Raw genomic sequence first — 16,041 nt, 5'->3', positions numbered from 1 at the left:
TCAGGATGGTTCATGCAGCAATTGATAGACTTTCACGATGGATGTGGCGACGTCGACCATGCGTTTACGTTCGTTCATGGCCTGTTTGCGCAGCAGATCATAAGCCTCGGATTCGGAAATTTTTTTCGTTTTGGACAAAATGCTTTTCGCCATATCGATCCATTTGCGTTCTTCCAATCTGGCGAGCAGTTTTTCCCGTTCTTTGGTCCATTGAACCCGTTCGTAGCAGCGTCTGGAGCTAAAATGCAAAATCCAGTGGATCTCCGACGGCTGCATATGAGGGGAAAGGACGCCGTCGATCCGCACATCGTCTTCGCAGGCGGACACCGACAGAGTAGCCGTCTCGGATGTACACCACCAGAGGACAGGGACAGTCTTGCGTGACATGAGTACGTCCGCCCAGTCGTTCATTTCGGTGATAGGAAGAGCAAGCACGGCAGCGTCCGTCTCGCCTACCCGCTCGAAGGCTTCGTCGCGAGTGCAGGCCGATTCGATGATATAGCCACATTCGCCAAGCAATCGGACAGGGTCGTTTTCGTGCATCGCCAAACCGGAAGGTGGATCGGAAGAATGGTGCACGATCAGTAAGCTGTGCATGAACGACGCTCCTTCTGCTGTAGAATCCGTTCGTTAAAAAGTATCAGGGTAATTAGCCGACAACTCCTGTACTTATTTTTATTTGTGTTAATTTTTATAACATGAATCTCGATGATTTGTCGATTATTTTAAAATCACAAAAATTAAATGTCAAAATTGTTGACACATAAATCATATTCCGGTATAGTCGGACTCAAGAAATGACGCGGATACAACGATGTGTCCGACTGAAGCGGCAATGGCGCCTGCTCACCTCAAACAGCAACGGGAAAAGCTAGTTTTCCGAAGCGGGTGAAGCGGGTTGTTTGTGTTTTCCGATACTCCCCTCTGATCTTGAAAGGAGCGATTCCGTATGGCAAACAAACGCAAAAAATTGGTGCTCGTCGGCAACGGCATGGCCGGTGTGCGTACGATCGAACATTTGCTCAAGCTGGCGCCGGACCTGTACGACATTACGATATTCGGTGCGGAACCGCATCCGAACTACAATCGCATCATGCTGTCGTCCGTGTTGGCAGGCGGCGCCAGTATGGAAGAGATCGTGATCAACGATCTGGACTGGTATCGGGAAAACGGCATCACGCTGCATCTCGGCCAGGCCGTATCGAAGATCGACAGCGACAATCGCCGGGTGTACGCCGAAGGCGGCATCGAAGTCGATTACGACGAGCTGATCATGGCAACCGGCTCCAACGCGTTCATCCTGCCCATTCCCGGCGCGGACAAAGAAGGCGTCATCGGCTTCCGCGATATCAAAGACTGCGTCGCCATGCAGGAAGCATCCCGCAAGCACGCGAAAGCGGCGGTGATCGGCGGCGGATTGCTGGGACTCGAAGCGGCGCGCGGCCTGCTCAATCTGGGCATGGACGTCACCGTTATTCATATCAACGAATATCTGATGGAACGCCAGCTCGACCGTCCCGCTTCCCTGATGCTGCAAAAAGAGCTGGAAGCCCAAGGCATGAAGTTCCTGCTCAAAAAGCAAACGGAAGCCGTGCTCGGCAAGCAGCGCGCCAAAGGCTTGTTGTTCAAAGACGGCAGCATGCTCGAAGCGGATCTTGTCGTTATGGCAGTCGGTATCCGTCCGAACGTCGTTTTGGCGGAGCGTAGCGGACTCGCCGTAGAGCGCGGAATTATCGTGGACGATTACATGCGGACCAACGTGCCGGGCATCTACTCGGTCGGCGAATGCGCGCAGCACCGGGGCATCGCTTACGGATTGGTCGCGCCGCTGTACGAGCAGGGCGCGGTATTGGCGAAAAGCCTTGCAGGCGTTCCGGTCGACGGATACGCAGGCTCGGTCACGTCGACCAAACTGAAAGTCTCGGGCGTCGACGTGTTCTCGGGCGGAATCTTCGTCGAACCGGAAGGCGCTCGGGCGCTTCGGTATCAGGACGAAATCGAAGGCGTATATAAGAAGCTTGTCATTATGGAAAACAAACTGATCGGAGCCGTGCTGTTCGGCGAGACGGGGGAAGGCGCTTCATTGTTTTCCCTGATTAAAAGCGGTGAAAATATCGCGGGACGCGAAAAAGAGCTGCTGCTCGGCTTGCCCGCCGACGCTCTTGCGTCCGGCAGTGGTGGAGGTAGCACGGCGCGGCTGGAAGCCATGCCGGTCGACGAAATCGTCTGCGGCTGCAACGGCGTCTCCAAAGGCGATATCGTGTCCGCGATCGAAGGCGGCTGTACCAGCCTTGGCCAGATCAAAGGCTGCACGAAAGCCTCGGCTTCTTGCGGTGGCTGTAAGCCATTAGTCGAAGGGCTACTGCAAATCTATGCGGGCGACGACGTCGTGACGGTCAAAGAAGGCATCTGCGGATGCACTGCCTTGAGCCGCGACGAGATCGTAGCCGAGATCAAGCGCATGGGGCTCAAAACGGTCAAAGAAGTCATGAACGTGCTCGAATGGAACAACGACGAAGGCTGCTCCAAATGCCGTCCTTCGCTGAACTATTACCTCGGCATGCTGTTCCCGGCGGAATACAAAGACGAGAAAGAATCCCGTTTCGCCAACGAACGCTACCATGCGAATATTCAAAAAGACGGCACGTATTCGGTCATCCCGCGTATCTACGGCGGCGTCACCTCCCCGACCGAACTGAAGCGGATCGCCGAAGTCGCGGAGAAATTCGACGTTCCGTTGGTCAAGTTCACGGGCGGACAGCGTTTGGATCTGCTCGGCGTGAAAAAAGAAGACCTGCCCGGCGTCTGGGAAGCGCTCGACATGCCTTCCGGCCACGGCTACGGCAAAGCGCTCCGCACCGTCAAAACCTGCGTCGGCTCCACCTTCTGCCGCTTTGGCACGCAGGACGCGATGGGCATGGGCGTACGCCTGGAAAAAGCGTTCGAGCGCATGAACGCGCCCGCCAAAGTCAAACTCGCCGTTTCCGGCTGCCCGCGCAACTGCGCGGAAGCGACCGTCAAAGACTTCGGCGTCGTCGCCGTGGACGGGGGCTGGGAACTGCATGTCGGCGGTAACGCGGGCATCCATGTCCGCGCAACCGATCTGCTGTGCTTCGTCAAAACAGACGACGAAGTGGAAGAATGGGCCAGCGCGTTCCTGCAATACTACCGCGAAAACGCGACCTGGAACGAGCGCACCGCCCCGTGGGTCGAACGCGTCGGCCTCGATCATGTCAAGCAAGTGCTCAGCGACGAAGCCGAACGCAAAGCGTTGCATCTGAGATTGCGCGACACGCTGGACCGCACCGTCGATCCCTGGAAACAAATCGTCAACGAACCGGAACTGCGTAAAAACTTCGAACGTCTCCCGGCCGCCGAAGTGCTGTCCGTATCGTCAACCGACCGCAACGGAAGCAAAGAGGAGGAATCCGCATGAGCCCACAAATCAAAGTAGGCAAGCTCACCGATATCGACCCGTTAGGCTCGCGCCGCCTCAACGTCAACGGTCTCGAAATCGCCCTTTTCCGCCTTTCCGACGGCGAGATCCTGGCCGTCGAAAACCGCTGCCCCCACAAGGGCGGCGTGCTCTCCGAAGGCATGGTATGCGGCCCGGTCGTCCACTGCCCTCTGCACGATTGGCGTATCGACCTCCGTAGCGGCGAAGCCCTCGACCCCGACAAAGGCTGTATCGAGACCTTCCCCGCCGAAGTCCAAGCCGACGGCACGATCTACTTGACCTTACCGGCATCCCTACTCTGCACCCCCGACGCCGACACCCATATCGCCTAATCCGAGTCGTTCCAGATATTCAATTCAGCTTTCGGCTAAGTACGATGCCTATTATCTGAACCAGATTCATGTAAGCCTTAGTTAAGGTTTGGACCGAGCGCGATGCTGAAAAAGGCACCTACTCACCAAACCCAATCTTTAAGAACTGAGAACTAAGAATGAGGAATCCAAAACAGCTTGCAGCCTGTCCCAAATTCCAACCCTACCCACTACCCAGCAGATCGTAAGCGTAGGGAGAAATTCAGTGAAAGACGCCTTTGAACTCGGAAAACATCCTTATTTAAATCCAATCCAGTTTTCCGGGTGAAACAGCGTCTTGAACGAATTTCTCCCGAAGCGCCACAATATGCTCCCCACCCCCCATTTCAGAAAGCGAGGAACCCACATGGATTACGTCAAACCGACCGAAGTGCTCCAAACGATGATCGACACCGGCAAAACCAAAGCCGAACTGACCACCGCACAACTGTTGATCCGCGGTGGACTGGCCGGAGCAATCCTCGCTTGCGCGACCACCCTGGCGATGACCGCTTCCGCTCAAACCGGTATTCCAATGGTAGGCGCCATCTTGTTCCCGGTCGGTTTCGTCATTATCGTACTGCTCGGTCTAGAACTGGTCACCGGCAGCTTTGCCTTGATCCCGCTGGCCGTACTGGAGAAAAAAACAACCGTCTCCGCGATGCTCAAAAACTACTTCTGGGTCATCGTCGGCCATCTGATCGGCTGCGGTCTATATGCCCTGGCGTATGTGCTCGTCGCGACCAAAGCCGGCACCGACATGTCCAATCCGTTAATCGCAACCATCGTCAGCACAACCGAAGCCAAAACGCTCGCTTACCAAGCGTTCGGCGCATCCGGCATGCTGCTCGTATTCGTTAAAGCCATTCTCTGCAATTGGATGGTTACGCTCGGCGCGGTCATGGCCATGACGTCCAAATCGACAAGCGGCAAAATCGCCGCGATGTGGTTGCCGATCCTGATCTTTTTCGGACAAGGCTTCGAGCACACCGTCGTCAATATGTTCGTGATCCCGACAGGCATGCTGCTGGGCGCGAACGTAAACGGCATGGACTGGTTGGTCTGGAGCGGCATCCCGGTGTTGCTCGGCAATTTCGTCGGAGGTGCTTTGTTTACCGGACTGCTGATTTATTGGGGACTCAAGCAAGGTCGAAGCAAGCTGGCTCCCGTGGCATCCGCGGAAACCGACAAAGAACCAGCGCGTCTGCCTGCTTTGGAGAAAAGCGTATGAGCCGGGGCCGGGGTAAAATTTCAATCGTCGGCGCGGGTCCGGGCGATCCGGAACTGATTACGGTCAAAGCGCTGCGTCGTCTGGAACAGGCGGATGTCGTATTGTACGATCGGTTGGTCAGCGACAAGCTGCTTGGGCATTGTCCAGCGGGCACGCTCAAAATCTACTGCGGCAAGGCTCCCGGACGCCATGCGCTGACGCAAAGCGAGATCGACCGTCTGATCGTGGATTACGCGAAAGTCGGCCATCGTGTGGTGCGGCTGAAGGGTGGCGATCCGTTCGTGTTCGGGCGTGGCGGAGAAGAGGCGTTGGCCGCATCGAGGGCAGGGATCGAATTTGAGATCGTGCCCGGCGTCACCTCGGCTTCCGGAGCGTCCGCATCGGCCAGCATTCCGCTCACGCACCGAGGCACGGCCGCTTCGTTCGCTGTCGTCACAGGAAGTCGCTGCGGTGAAGCCGAAGAGCCGGTACGCTGGGATTTGCTTGCACAGGGCGTGGATACATTAGCGATCTATATGGGGGTCTCTCGCCTGGAAGAAATCAGCAGCGAGCTGATTCGCCACGGCCGCGATGCCGATATGCCTGCTGCCTTGATCGAAAATGCGACAACGGAAGCCGAACGCGTGATTACCGGAACTTTGGGCAGCATCTCACGACTTGCAGTTACGATGAAAGTGGGCAATCCGGCCATGCTGCTTATCGGCGATACGGTAGGCATGCGAGAGATGTTGCGACCGTCGGAATGGGAAAATCGACATATCGTTTAAACAGGCTGTGCCCAAAGACCTCACACTTCGCATTGAAGCGAAACCGAGGTCTTTTTTTACATATGAGTATTAAAATAAATGCAGATATGCAATTAATTCGCTCCGGTTTATCAAAAATGAAGAAATAAGTGCTCAAGTGCAGTTAGTGGAGCCAAAAAAGTATCCAAAGCTCAAATCGTTCCAATTTAATTGCACCACAGCACTTATTTGTTCCAAACTGCGAAATACAAGCCTATTAATTGCATATCAGCACTTATTTGATTTTTCAAATCAATCCAAATCTCCAGCAACGGGACCTGCTTATACAACCTTATCCTTTCAAAAAAACAAACACTTGTTCCCACCTCTTTTTCCCGTTATACTAAAGGCGACGTGCATCCCCCAAAAAGAGGAGAAAATAACATGACCGAAGCTTTGCAAATCCGTGATCACTTGCTGACCGAACTTGAAACAGGCGTGCGTACCGGCGAAGCGTTGATCCGTCTGATCCGTCCGGAAGACTGGAATTACCGCCCGCAAGACGATATGCGCTCGCTACCTGAATTGGTTCGTCATTTTGCTTTGGTGCCGCGGAGCGATCTGAAGATCATGCAGGAAGGCAATGCCGAAGAAGTGGGCGCGGTCGAGAGCAGCCTGGACAACGAATCCGACCCTGAACGTCTGGCTGCCGCTTTGCGCGAAAGCTTCGAACAGTACAAGGCGTACATCACTTCGTTGAGCCTTGAAGATCTTATGACGCGCTCCACCAAAGCGTTCTACGCCGAGTCCGGACACACCCAGATTCAATGGCAGATCGAGACATTGACCCATCTGTTCCACCACCGCTCCCAGTTATACAACTATCTCAAGCAACAGGGACATGAGCTTCATTTTTCGATGTTGTATATGTAAGGCTCTGGGCATGAGAAGCCGTGCTATTGGAGCATGGCTTCTGCTTCGAAAGGCACTTTTTTACCCGGAAGGACGCGTGTATGTTTTTGAAGAAGCTCAAGTTGATGGCAGAAGAGATGAATCGCTAATCTTCGATGTGCCGCCCTGACCGATCTCCGTTGCCGAAGCGGAGTTTTTTTGTATTTCACGATCAGGGCTTGCCATTCTTGAATAATTCGCTATAATCATTAGTAATTGATCAATCACTAATTTTGAAAGCAAGGAGAATTCAATGGCTAGAAAACCCGCATCCGTGAATCGAAAAGAAGAGATCGTGTCTGCTGCTGTGGAGGTGTTTGCCGAGGTCGGCTATTATCCTGCAACAACCGCAAAGGTCGCCGAACGTGCAGGTATCTCGCAGCCGTATATATTTCGCTTTTTTGCGACGAAGGAAGATTTGTTGGCCGAAGCGCTTGTCGTATCTTTCCGTCGCATGGTCGAAGCGTTCACCGCTGTGATCGGTCAGGCCGAAACAGAGACGCTCGAACCGGAATTGGTAGGCGCTTATATACGCATTATGGAGAGCCACCGGAGTGAAATCCTGCTACAAATGCAAGCGCAAGCGATGGTAGAACCCCGTATTGTCGGCATTATGCAGGAAGGATTCCGCGAGGTACGCACATTGATCGAAGGCGCCTTTCGGCAGGCCGGGATTGATAAACCCAAGCAACGAACCCTTATATTTTTGGCACGCGGCATGCTTTGCAATATCTCCATGTCGCTCGATTTACCGGATTTGATGGAGGAAGAGGACGTCTAAGACGGCTCTTTTTTCTTAACATTAATAATTGATCAATCAATAATTAATTAAACAGGAGATGAATCAGATGAAAAAGGCATTGGTACTTGGAGCAACAGGCGGAACGGGGAAAGTGATTGCGCAAGAACTGGTAGGGAGAGGTATTCAAGTCGTACTGTTTGGGCGCACCGTCGAAAAGTTGGAGGCATTAAAAGCAGAGTTGGGCGGTTCGGATTTGGTGCGGCTGTATGCAGGGGATGTGTTTAATGCCGTTCATGTGGCTGAAGCGGCGCAAGGTACGCAGGTCATTTTCCATGCCGCATCGGTTCCTTATCACGAGATGGAGGAAAAATTGCTGCCGATGGCGCGTGCTGTATTGGCTGGAGCGGAACAGGCGGGAGCGAAGGTTGTGGCAGTCGACGGCATTTACCCTTACGGCAAACGGATATCGGCGCAGCCAATCCGAGAAGACTTTCCCAAACAGCCGCATACCCGAAAAGGACGCACCAAGCTTGAATTTGAGCAGTTACTGTTCGATCCCCGCTACGACGGCGTAGCGAAATTGATTGTGCGATTGCCCGATTATTACGGTCCGTCCATGAATCAGGCTTCTTATCTGGGGAAGACCTTTGAAGATATTGCGGCGGGCAAGCCCACTGTTTTTATCGGAAGCCAAAAAGTACCGCGCGAGTTCGTCTATCTGCCGGATGCAGGCAAGATGATCGTGGAGCTGGCTTTGAGAGAAGAGGCGTACGGGCAAAACTGGCATATTCCGTCAGCGGGGCCGATCGCTGGATACCGCTTGGTCGAGCTAGCGCAGAAATCGGCGGGTAGCGGAAAACCTGTCATTTCGTTAGGCCGAGCCTCGCTGTCGCTGTTGGGAGTGTTCGTGCCTGTAATGAAGGAAATCGTGGAGATGCTGTATTTAACGGAAAAGCCTTTGCTGCTGAGCGGAGCCAAGTATGAAGCGTTGATCGGGCCTATGCCGGTTACGCCATACGAACAAGGCGTCGCACGGACTATAGAAGCGATGCAAGGACGAGCGATTGAACGCGAAAGTAAATAAATAGTTTTGGACAGCACAAAAAGCGCGGCGGAATGTCGCGCTTTTTGAATATCCATAGAAAAAAAGCAGGGCAGAAAAGGTTACGTTTTGTCACCCGAAAGACCGTAGCTAGCCCGATAAAGAGTATCCGCTGCCCATTGGCCGTCGGTCCACTTTTTGTTGGCGCTGGCACGTGCCGAAGCTGCCGTACCCGGCTGCGGACGTCCGCCTGTACGCGGGCGTTTGCTGTCTGCTGCGTTGCGCGGGCCGTTTTGCGGCTTTTTCGCTGCCCGGTTACGGTTGGCTTCGCTGCCCGCTCCCGCTTGAGTCGAGGCCGGCTTATTGCTGTTTGCGCGTGCCGGTTGTCCGGCAGGGCGGTTTTTCGCTGTCTGTTGCGGCTTGGCATCGGCTTTTGCAGGAGCCTTGGTAGCGGGAGCTGTTTGAGCTTGGCCTGTCGCTTGCGGAGCATTGATTTTAGCTGCCGGTTTTTTCGGTGCGTTCGGACGAGTTGGGGCTTTGTCTGCTGGAGACTTCGCCGTAGCTTTGTTTCCGTTTTGCGGAGCTTTGGCCTTTGGCGTATTTTTGGCACCGTTTGGCTGGGTTTGAGCTTGACCTTGTGCAGACTGCGCGCCTCCGCGGCGGCCGCGTCCTTGCTGCTGGCCTTTTTGCGCAGCTTGCGGCGTCGCAGGTGTCTCGCCCGTCATCGGGTAGGCGTGGTCCGTGACTTCAGGAATACTTTTGCCAATCAGCTTCTGAATATCTTTCAGGTATGGCAGCTCTTCCGTTTCGCAGAACGAGATCGAGATTCCGTCACGTCCGGCGCGACCGGTACGGCCGATCCGGTGAACGTACGTCTCCGGAATATTCGGCAGATTGAAGTTAATGACATGCGACAGCTCGTCGATATCAATGCCGCGCGCGGCGATATCCGTAGCAACGAGAACGCGGGTCGTGCCGTTTTTGAAATTGTTCAATGCCGTTTGGCGAGCGTTTTGCGACTTGTCGCCGTGAATCGCCAGCGCCGAGATGCCGGCACGGTCCAGCAGACGAGCAACGCGGTTCGCGCCGTGCTTGGTCCGGGTGAAGACGAGCGCCGATTCGATGGAAGTATCTTTCAAAATGTCATTTAGCAGCTTCTGTTTATTTGGCTTATCGACCAGATAGACGGCTTGGCGAATACGATCAACGGTCGAAGAGACCGGAGTGATTTCCACTTTGGCCGGGTTGACCAGCAGCGAGTCGACGAGGTCGGCGATTTCCTGCGGCATGGTTGCCGAGAAGAACAGCGTTTGTTTCTTGGCCGGAACTCTAGCGATGATTTTTTGAACATCACGAATAAAGCCCATATCGAGCATACGGTCGGCTTCGTCGAGCACCAGGATTTCGATGGAGTCCAGATTGACGTGCTTTTGGTTCATCAGATCGAGCAAACGCCCTGGCGTCGCGATCAAGATATCCGTGCCGCGCTTCAGCTCGCGTTCTTGCGGAGTCTGCGAGACGCCGCCTACGATGACTTGGCTGCGCAGATCGGTATAACGTGCGTAAGCCCGGATATTATCGTAGATTTGAATCGCCAGTTCACGCGTCGGAGTCAGAATCAGCGAGCGAATCGGACGTTTTCCCGCAGTTGCCGGATTGGCGTTAGCGGACAGGCGTTGAATGATCGGAAGCGAGAAAGCAGCCGTTTTACCGGTTCCGGTCTGGGCACAGCCGAGCACGTCGCGACCTTCCAGGGCAACGGGAATGGCTTGCTGTTGAATCGGCGTTGGCGATGTATAGTTTTCCTTTTGCAGGGCTTTGAGGATCGAAGGGATCAGGTTCAAATCGTTAAATGTCATGATGGCTCCTTTTTATATGAAAAAAATCTATGGGATTCCGTGCCTTGGATACAGGCGCGGGAAAAGTTCGTTGGAAAATGACAGAGTGATGCAACTTACAACTTTAACATACAATCGAAGATTTAAACAGAGTCCTTTCGAGGAAATGAGCCGGAATCGCAATGTTCTTTTTCTGAATGATCGGATGCTTTTGATCGGTATCATGGTTTATAGTGAAGTTAATTGGCTTGCCGACTGGCTATTGCCAAAATTTTGACCGGAAGACGTTGTGAGTTTGCACCGTGAGGCCGGAACATCGAAGGAGGAACTCGCAATGTTGTTTAAAACGGCTGCACCCAATCCCGTCGCTTCGCTGCTTGAAGCAAGTCGGGAGCTTAGAAAATGGGCCGAACAAGGCATGATCGGCGGCAAATTGGATATACAGAATGCTTCGGACGAAGTACGCGAGGTTGCGGACAATCTCAATGTAGTGCTTGAACTCGCCCGCTTGCAGACGGAGGATGCCGAGCTTCGGTTGAATTTGGTTTCGAAAGCGATCGAGGTCGGACTGTGGGATATGACGGTCATCGCGGGCGATCCGGTTAACCCGAACAACACTTTTATGTGGAGCGATGATTTCCGTCGGATGTTGGGCTACTCGGGCGAGCATGATTTTCCGAATATTCTCGATAGTTGGGCTTCCCGCCTGCACCCGGACGAACAAGAAAAAGTAGTCGGCATTTTGGCGTCCCATCTGAACGATCATTCGGGCAAAACGCCTTACGATGTCCAGTACCGCCTGTTGTTGAAAAACGGCGACTATCGCTGGTTCCGCGCAACGGGCACGACGACGCGCGATGAGAGCGGCGTTCCGCTGCGCGTTGTCGGGGCTTTGTTCGATATCCATGAACGAAAGCTGCGCGAGGACGAGCTGGACGGTCTGGTGACGCGCTATGATCTGATCAATCAGGCGCTGACGGAATCGCCGTGGGACATGACGGTCATCGCGGGCGATCCGGTCAATCCGCGCAACGATATCTGGTTCTCCGATCAATTCCGCCGGATGTTGGGGTATCAGAGCGTGGAAGAACTTCCGAACGTGCTCGACAGTTGGGCCGCGAGGCTTCATCCGGAAGACGCCGAATCGGCGCAGCAAGGGCTTGCGGACTATTTGAATGATTACAGCGGCCGCGCCGATCTGGATATGGATTACCGCCTCCGCCACAAAGACGGGCAATATCGGTGGTACAAAGCGAGCGGGGCGACCGTTCGCAACGAAGCAGGCGTGCCTCTTCGGTTGGCCGGAACGTTGCGCGAGATCACGTTGGAAAAAAACAAGGAAGAACTGGTGGACCGGGTAGGCGAAAAAATCGCGATGTTGTCCCGGGCGATCGAAGAAATCGTGTCCGGCATCGATTCGATCTCGGAAGGCGCCCAAGCGATCGTCAGCATGCAAAACAAATCGACCAAAGCGGCCAACCGTGCCAAGCACAGTGCCGACGAGACGCAGAATATTTCCAGCTTCATCAAGGAAGTGGCGGAGCAGACCAATCTGCTTGGCTTAAATGCGGCGATCGAAGCGGCGCGCGCCGGCGAATCCGGCCGCGGATTTTCGGTCGTGGCCGACGAAGTGCGCAAGCTTGCGGTCAACAGCGCGGAAGCGACCGGCAATATCGGAAGCAGCTTGAACGAGATGAAAGAACAGATCGACCGGATTTTGAGCAATATCGGGGCAATGGCCGAATTGACCGGAGCGCAGGCAGCGATGACGCAGCAGGTTAATGCCGCGATCGTCGAAGTGCGCGCCCAAGCCGGTGAACTGGTGGAATTTACGGAAACGCTGAGATAGGTTTGGATAGGAAAATAATTCGCTTCAAACGCCTTCGGGCGTTTTTTTTGTGCCGTTTTTCAGTTATAGTGAAAGGAATACAGTTACTTACTCCGCGTAGCGGGAGGTGCGGAAATGGCAAGCGGCAATCGGAATTTTTTCAGTAATTTTGCTGAGGCGGCTGAACATGTCGTGGATTTGCTCAGCGATCGCATCAAGGCCGCTTCCATTATGGTCGTATCCAGCGCAGGACCGGTCAGCACGGTCATCAAGGTGTTTAACCGAGACAAGATCATCGTTACCGAAGGACAGCAGATTTCGTTTGACCCGGCTTATTTCACCAATTGGACCGGATCGCATTGGGACGTGCCGGTCGTGATTCCGCAGACTTCCAAGCATCCGTTGACCCGGCCTCAATCCCAGACGCGCGTCGGTACGGAAGCGTCGGGCGAATACGGATTGATCGGATTTCCGATCTCGTATTCGGACGGTCAAAAATTCGGCGGATTGGCTGCTCTGGGCGCCGAAGGCGCTTTCTCCGACGCCGATCTGGAACTAGTCACGTCGATGGCGCTGTTCCTGTCCTACATAGCGGAGTTGGAACGCAAAAATGCCGATGGCGCGCAAGATTTGCACCGGGTCGTCGAAGACAAAAAAGGCGTGGAAGAACTCGCGGAGACGTACCGCGGAGAAGCGCAGGCCGCTCGCCAATCCACGCAGCAAAAAGCGGATTTCCTGGCGTTCATGACGCACGAGATCCGCAACTCGCTCAACGGTAGCATCGCGATGTCGGATCTGCTGGCGACGACCTCGCTTTCGCAGGAACAGCAGCAGTATTTGGATATGGTTCGTTCGAGCAACGCTTTTTTATTGACGCTGGCGAACAACATTTTGGACTATAGCAAGCTGGAAGCCGGCAAGCAAAGCGTCGACGTATCGTTGTTCGACCCGGCTTCGACGATCGAAGACGTGGCTTCCCTGATGGCTCCGCGCGCGATCGAAAAGCATGTGGAGCTGATTCTGGACGTGGAAGACGGGCTTCCGGTATTCGTGCAGGGAGACGTCGGCAAGCTGCGCCAGATTTTGCTCAACCTGCTCGGCAATGCCGTGAAGTTCACGCATGCGGGCCAGATTCTTCTGTCGATCCGGCAGTCTCCGCGCAGCATGGAAGGGGAGATCCGGCTTGAACTCGTCGTGCGCGATACCGGCATCGGCATCACGGCGAGCAAGTTGGATAGTCTTTTTCAAACTTATCATCAGGTGCACGAGACGGGCGGCGGGCAAAACTACGGCGGCACGGGGCTTGGGCTTGCGATCACGCGCAACCTGATCGAGCTGATGGGCGGACAGATCAGCGTCAGCAGCGAACCGGGGCTGGGCACCGAATTTTTCGTCAGCTTGCCTTTCGCTCCTTATGCCGATTTTGATCTGGGGGCGTCTGCGCCGCTGCGTCTGGACGGGTTGCGCGTGCTGAGCGTCGACGACAACGTATCGGCTTTGTCGGTGCTCGAACGGTTGCTGAGCGGATGGGGAGTTTATTCGATCGGCGTCCGTACGACGGAAGAAGTGCTCAAGCAGTTGAAAAACGATCAGTTCGATCTGGTGCTGCTCGATGTTCATTTTATCGATTTGGCTCGGCAAATCGCGGCGTTGCCGTCCGCTCCGCCCGTCGCTTTGCTGGCTCCGCTAGGCACCGTGCCGGATTTGCAAAATTTGGACGACGTGCGCTTTACCGTATTCAAGCCGCTGCGCAGACTGCAATTGTACAGCGCTTTGTCGGCGATCAAGTAAGGCGGCCGCCGAACGGGAAGCTTGAAGGGGTCGGTCGCGAAGGCGGAACGTTCGACCGAACGGAAAAGACTGCTTTCAAGCCAATTAAGGCGTTGAAAACAGTCTTTTTTATATCGCTATTGATTTGTTTTTCTTTACTATCAGATCAGGGTTACGCTGGGCTGAAATGGGCACCTTTCAAAATGGTTTCATCCGGAGGCTTCGTACAGCGGTTAGATACGAAATCGTATGCCTGCGTAACCTTGCGACGGCTTGGCGCGGAGAGACGTTTGCGTAGAGCAAGATTTGTTGAAATAAGTACGCTTTTGCACTTATTTCGTCCGATTTGCTCTCGAATTTTCAAATAGGTGCGAATCTGCACTTATTTGAAGAAAAATCGCGTAAAAGAGTCTGAGACCGAGAAATTAAGTGTAGATTCGCACTTAATTTCTCCAAATCGCAAAATAAGAAAGAAATAAGTGCATATACGCACTTATTTCGGAATTCTCGATCAAAACACATCACGATCCGGGCTTTTTGGGCTTGGAATTTTCCGTAAGTTCGCCTATAAGTGTACAGCGTTCGCGTATTTGCTTACCTGCCTATCCGCGTAAACAATCATCGACGCGATTCAATGCGATTTGATTCAATTTAATTCAATTCGCATGCAATCACGCCGCCGTACCTAGCCTACTTACTAATTCGAGAAGTAAAGTTGCAGCCCGTCCGCGATCGCTTTGGCGGCGTTCTTTTGGTACTCGGTGCTGGAGATCGTTGCTTCGTCCGACGCGTTGGACAGGAAGCCCATTTCGAGCAGGACGGCCGGGACGCTATTTTCGCGGATGACTTTGAAGTTGCCAAAGGCCAGTCCGTTGCTGCGGATACCGGTGCCGCCTTTAAGAGGGGCTTCCATGGCGCGGGCGAGTCCCAAATCCTTCGACTCCGAATAGAAGCAGACCAGCGTCCCGTTGGAAGAAGCGCTCAAGGCCGAATTGTAGTGGATGCTGACGAATGCGTCTGCGCCCAGCGAAGGAGCCAGTTGCGCGCGGGAAGCCAATGAAGGGCGCTGTCCGTTCTCGGTCCGGGTCATTTCGACGCGGGCACCGCGCGACACGAGGTAGTCGCGCACGTACATTGCCGTTTGCAAATTCAATTCTTGCTCGACCAAACCGTAAGTGGTGCCGATCGTGCCGGGATCGTTGCCGCCGTGGCCGGGATCGAGCACGATCAGTTTGCCTTGCAGGCTGCCCGATTGAATATCGGACGTGCTGGCTTTCGGACTTTGGGCGGCCGCCGTGCTGACGTTGACGGCTTTTTGCGTTTGCACGGCCGCTTTGACCGTGGCGCTGCCTCCGCCTTGCAGATACTTGGTGGAGATCCAGCCGTAAGCGCCGTAAGACGTCTGAATGCGCGACCAGCCGCTTTGCTGATCCAGCACGGTTACGGCGTCGTTGCGGTTCGCCGAACCGAGCAGGTCGTGGCTTTTGCCGGGACCGCTGCGGATAATAACGGAATTGGCTGTTACCAGCGCTTTGTTGCCGGTCGAGACGCTGCTGGAAGCGGCGAGCGTTCCGACGGAGACGGAAGTCGCGGAAGAAGAAGCCGTCCGAACGGTCGCCGAAGCGGAAGAACCGTTTTCCCGTTTCAGGTAATAACCGGCTACCCAGCCTGACGTCGAAGCATTCTTCACTTTGAGCCAGCCCAGATTTTCGTCCGTGACCGTGACGACGTCGCCGCTGCGCAGCGAGCCGACGATCGGAGTATCGGGACCGGCCGTGCTGCGCACATTCAGCGAATCGGTGTAGACTTTGGCTTGATAGGCGTTATCCGCATGGGCTTCGCCGGGAGCGACCGCCAATACGGCGGCGCCGATCCCGGCTGCCAACGTCAACGAAGCCAGACCTTTATGGCGAAACGCGGAAATCGGCGCACCGGCCGTACTTGCGTTCACCTGAGTATCCCGTTTGATCTTTATCGGGCGTTTGATTTCATTCATATATGTACCTCCGCATCGTTCGTTTTCGTGATGGATGGATTGCAAAAAAATGAATTTGCAAAAGTCAGTATCGTCGATGTCCATAGTTTCATTTGATAGTACCCGTTTTTG

Annotated in this window: 12 protein-coding genes; 9 read left to right on the top strand and 3 right to left on the bottom strand. The window is 54.3% G+C overall.

The window, feature by feature from the left end; translation table 11 throughout:
• Positions 1-597 carry an ANTAR domain-containing response regulator gene (locus WKI47_RS18145; RefSeq protein WP_340228587.1) on the bottom strand — a complete coding sequence of 199 codons (597 nt, stop codon included), beginning with the start codon at positions 595-597 and terminating at the stop codon, positions 1-3.
• A 352-nt stretch (positions 598-949) separates the two neighbouring features.
• Here WKI47_RS18145 and nirB point away from each other — a divergent pair, with 352 nt between their 5' ends.
• The 7 genes from nirB (at position 950) to WKI47_RS18110 (ending at position 8,540) form a co-directional block, all read left to right on the top strand.
• Positions 950-3,436 (top strand): nitrite reductase large subunit NirB, encoded by a 2,487-nt coding sequence (gene nirB / locus WKI47_RS18140; protein WP_340228586.1) that lies wholly within the window; start codon positions 950-952, stop codon positions 3,434-3,436.
• Positions 3,433-3,789, top strand: coding sequence for a nitrite reductase small subunit NirD (nirD, locus tag WKI47_RS18135; RefSeq protein WP_340228585.1), 357 nt, complete (start codon positions 3,433-3,435; stop codon positions 3,787-3,789). Before nirB ends, nirD begins: the two co-directional genes overlap by 4 nt.
• A gap of 385 nt (positions 3,790-4,174) precedes the next feature.
• The gene (locus tag WKI47_RS18130) at positions 4,175-5,038 is read left to right on the top strand and encodes a formate/nitrite transporter family protein (protein ID WP_340228584.1); all 864 of its coding nucleotides are present in this window, start codon (positions 4,175-4,177) and stop codon (positions 5,036-5,038) included.
• The gene (gene cobA / locus WKI47_RS18125; RefSeq protein WP_340228583.1) at positions 5,035-5,805 is read left to right on the top strand and encodes a uroporphyrinogen-III C-methyltransferase; all 771 of its coding nucleotides are present in this window, start codon (positions 5,035-5,037) and stop codon (positions 5,803-5,805) included. The genes WKI47_RS18130 and cobA overlap by 4 nt, the downstream gene beginning before the upstream one ends.
• Before the next feature lie 402 nt (positions 5,806-6,207).
• A complete protein-coding gene (locus tag WKI47_RS18120) occupies positions 6,208-6,696 on the top strand; it encodes a DinB family protein (protein ID WP_340228582.1) in 489 nt (162 codons plus the stop codon).
• 271 nt (positions 6,697-6,967) lie between these two features.
• Positions 6,968-7,495 (top strand): helix-turn-helix domain-containing protein, encoded by a 528-nt coding sequence (locus WKI47_RS18115; protein ID WP_340228581.1) that lies wholly within the window; start codon positions 6,968-6,970, stop codon positions 7,493-7,495.
• 67 nt (positions 7,496-7,562) lie between these two features.
• Positions 7,563-8,540: an SDR family NAD(P)-dependent oxidoreductase gene (locus tag WKI47_RS18110; protein ID WP_340228580.1), complete on the top strand. Its 978-nt coding sequence runs from the start codon at positions 7,563-7,565 to the stop codon at positions 8,538-8,540.
• An 80-nt stretch (positions 8,541-8,620) separates the two neighbouring features.
• Here WKI47_RS18110 and WKI47_RS18105 read toward each other — a convergent pair whose 3' ends face one another.
• Positions 8,621-10,357 carry a DEAD/DEAH box helicase gene (locus WKI47_RS18105; protein ID WP_425355481.1) on the bottom strand — a complete coding sequence of 579 codons (1,737 nt, stop codon included), beginning with the start codon at positions 10,355-10,357 and terminating at the stop codon, positions 8,621-8,623.
• A gap of 313 nt (positions 10,358-10,670) precedes the next feature.
• Here WKI47_RS18105 and WKI47_RS18100 point away from each other — a divergent pair, with 313 nt between their 5' ends.
• The gene (locus WKI47_RS18100; RefSeq protein WP_340228579.1) at positions 10,671-12,185 is read left to right on the top strand and encodes a methyl-accepting chemotaxis protein; all 1,515 of its coding nucleotides are present in this window, start codon (positions 10,671-10,673) and stop codon (positions 12,183-12,185) included.
• A gap of 114 nt (positions 12,186-12,299) precedes the next feature.
• Complete coding sequence (locus WKI47_RS18095) at positions 12,300-13,955, top strand: ATP-binding response regulator (RefSeq protein ID WP_340228578.1); 1,656 nt, start codon at positions 12,300-12,302, stop codon at positions 13,953-13,955.
• 676 nt (positions 13,956-14,631) lie between these two features.
• On the opposite strand, the gene WKI47_RS18090 is transcribed toward WKI47_RS18095, so the two are convergent.
• Positions 14,632-15,930, bottom strand: a complete 1,299-nt coding sequence (locus tag WKI47_RS18090; protein WP_340228577.1) for an N-acetylmuramoyl-L-alanine amidase — start codon at positions 15,928-15,930, stop codon at positions 14,632-14,634.
• Positions 15,931-16,041: the final 111 nt, after the last annotated feature.

Origin of the sequence: Saccharibacillus sacchari (genome assembly GCF_037722395.1) — a bacterium.
In the GTDB taxonomy this organism is placed as follows: domain Bacteria; phylum Bacillota; class Bacilli; order Paenibacillales; family Paenibacillaceae; genus Saccharibacillus; species Saccharibacillus sacchari_A.
This window is presented reverse-complemented; position numbering and strand designations above follow the sequence as displayed.

Bases quoted from the DNA above. Each gene is read 5' to 3' on its own strand.
- WKI47_RS18145 (WP_340228587.1), bottom strand. From the start codon at position 597: ATGCACAGCTTACTGATCGTGCACCATTCTTCCGATCCACCTTCCGGT.
- nirB (WP_340228586.1), top strand. From the start codon at position 950: ATGGCAAACAAACGCAAAAAATTGGTGCTCGTCGGCAACGGCATGGCC.
- nirD (WP_340228585.1), top strand. From the start codon at position 3,433: ATGAGCCCACAAATCAAAGTAGGCAAGCTCACCGATATCGACCCGTTA.
- WKI47_RS18130 (WP_340228584.1), top strand. From the start codon at position 4,175: ATGGATTACGTCAAACCGACCGAAGTGCTCCAAACGATGATCGACACC.
- cobA (WP_340228583.1), top strand. From the start codon at position 5,035: ATGAGCCGGGGCCGGGGTAAAATTTCAATCGTCGGCGCGGGTCCGGGC.
- WKI47_RS18120 (WP_340228582.1), top strand. From the start codon at position 6,208: ATGACCGAAGCTTTGCAAATCCGTGATCACTTGCTGACCGAACTTGAA.
- WKI47_RS18115 (WP_340228581.1), top strand. From the start codon at position 6,968: ATGGCTAGAAAACCCGCATCCGTGAATCGAAAAGAAGAGATCGTGTCT.
- WKI47_RS18110 (WP_340228580.1), top strand. From the start codon at position 7,563: ATGAAAAAGGCATTGGTACTTGGAGCAACAGGCGGAACGGGGAAAGTG.
- WKI47_RS18105 (WP_425355481.1), bottom strand. From the start codon at position 10,357: ATGACATTTAACGATTTGAACCTGATCCCTTCGATCCTCAAAGCCCTG.
- WKI47_RS18100 (WP_340228579.1), top strand. From the start codon at position 10,671: ATGTTGTTTAAAACGGCTGCACCCAATCCCGTCGCTTCGCTGCTTGAA.
- WKI47_RS18095 (WP_340228578.1), top strand. From the start codon at position 12,300: ATGGCAAGCGGCAATCGGAATTTTTTCAGTAATTTTGCTGAGGCGGCT.
- WKI47_RS18090 (WP_340228577.1), bottom strand. From the start codon at position 15,930: ATGAATGAAATCAAACGCCCGATAAAGATCAAACGGGATACTCAGGTG.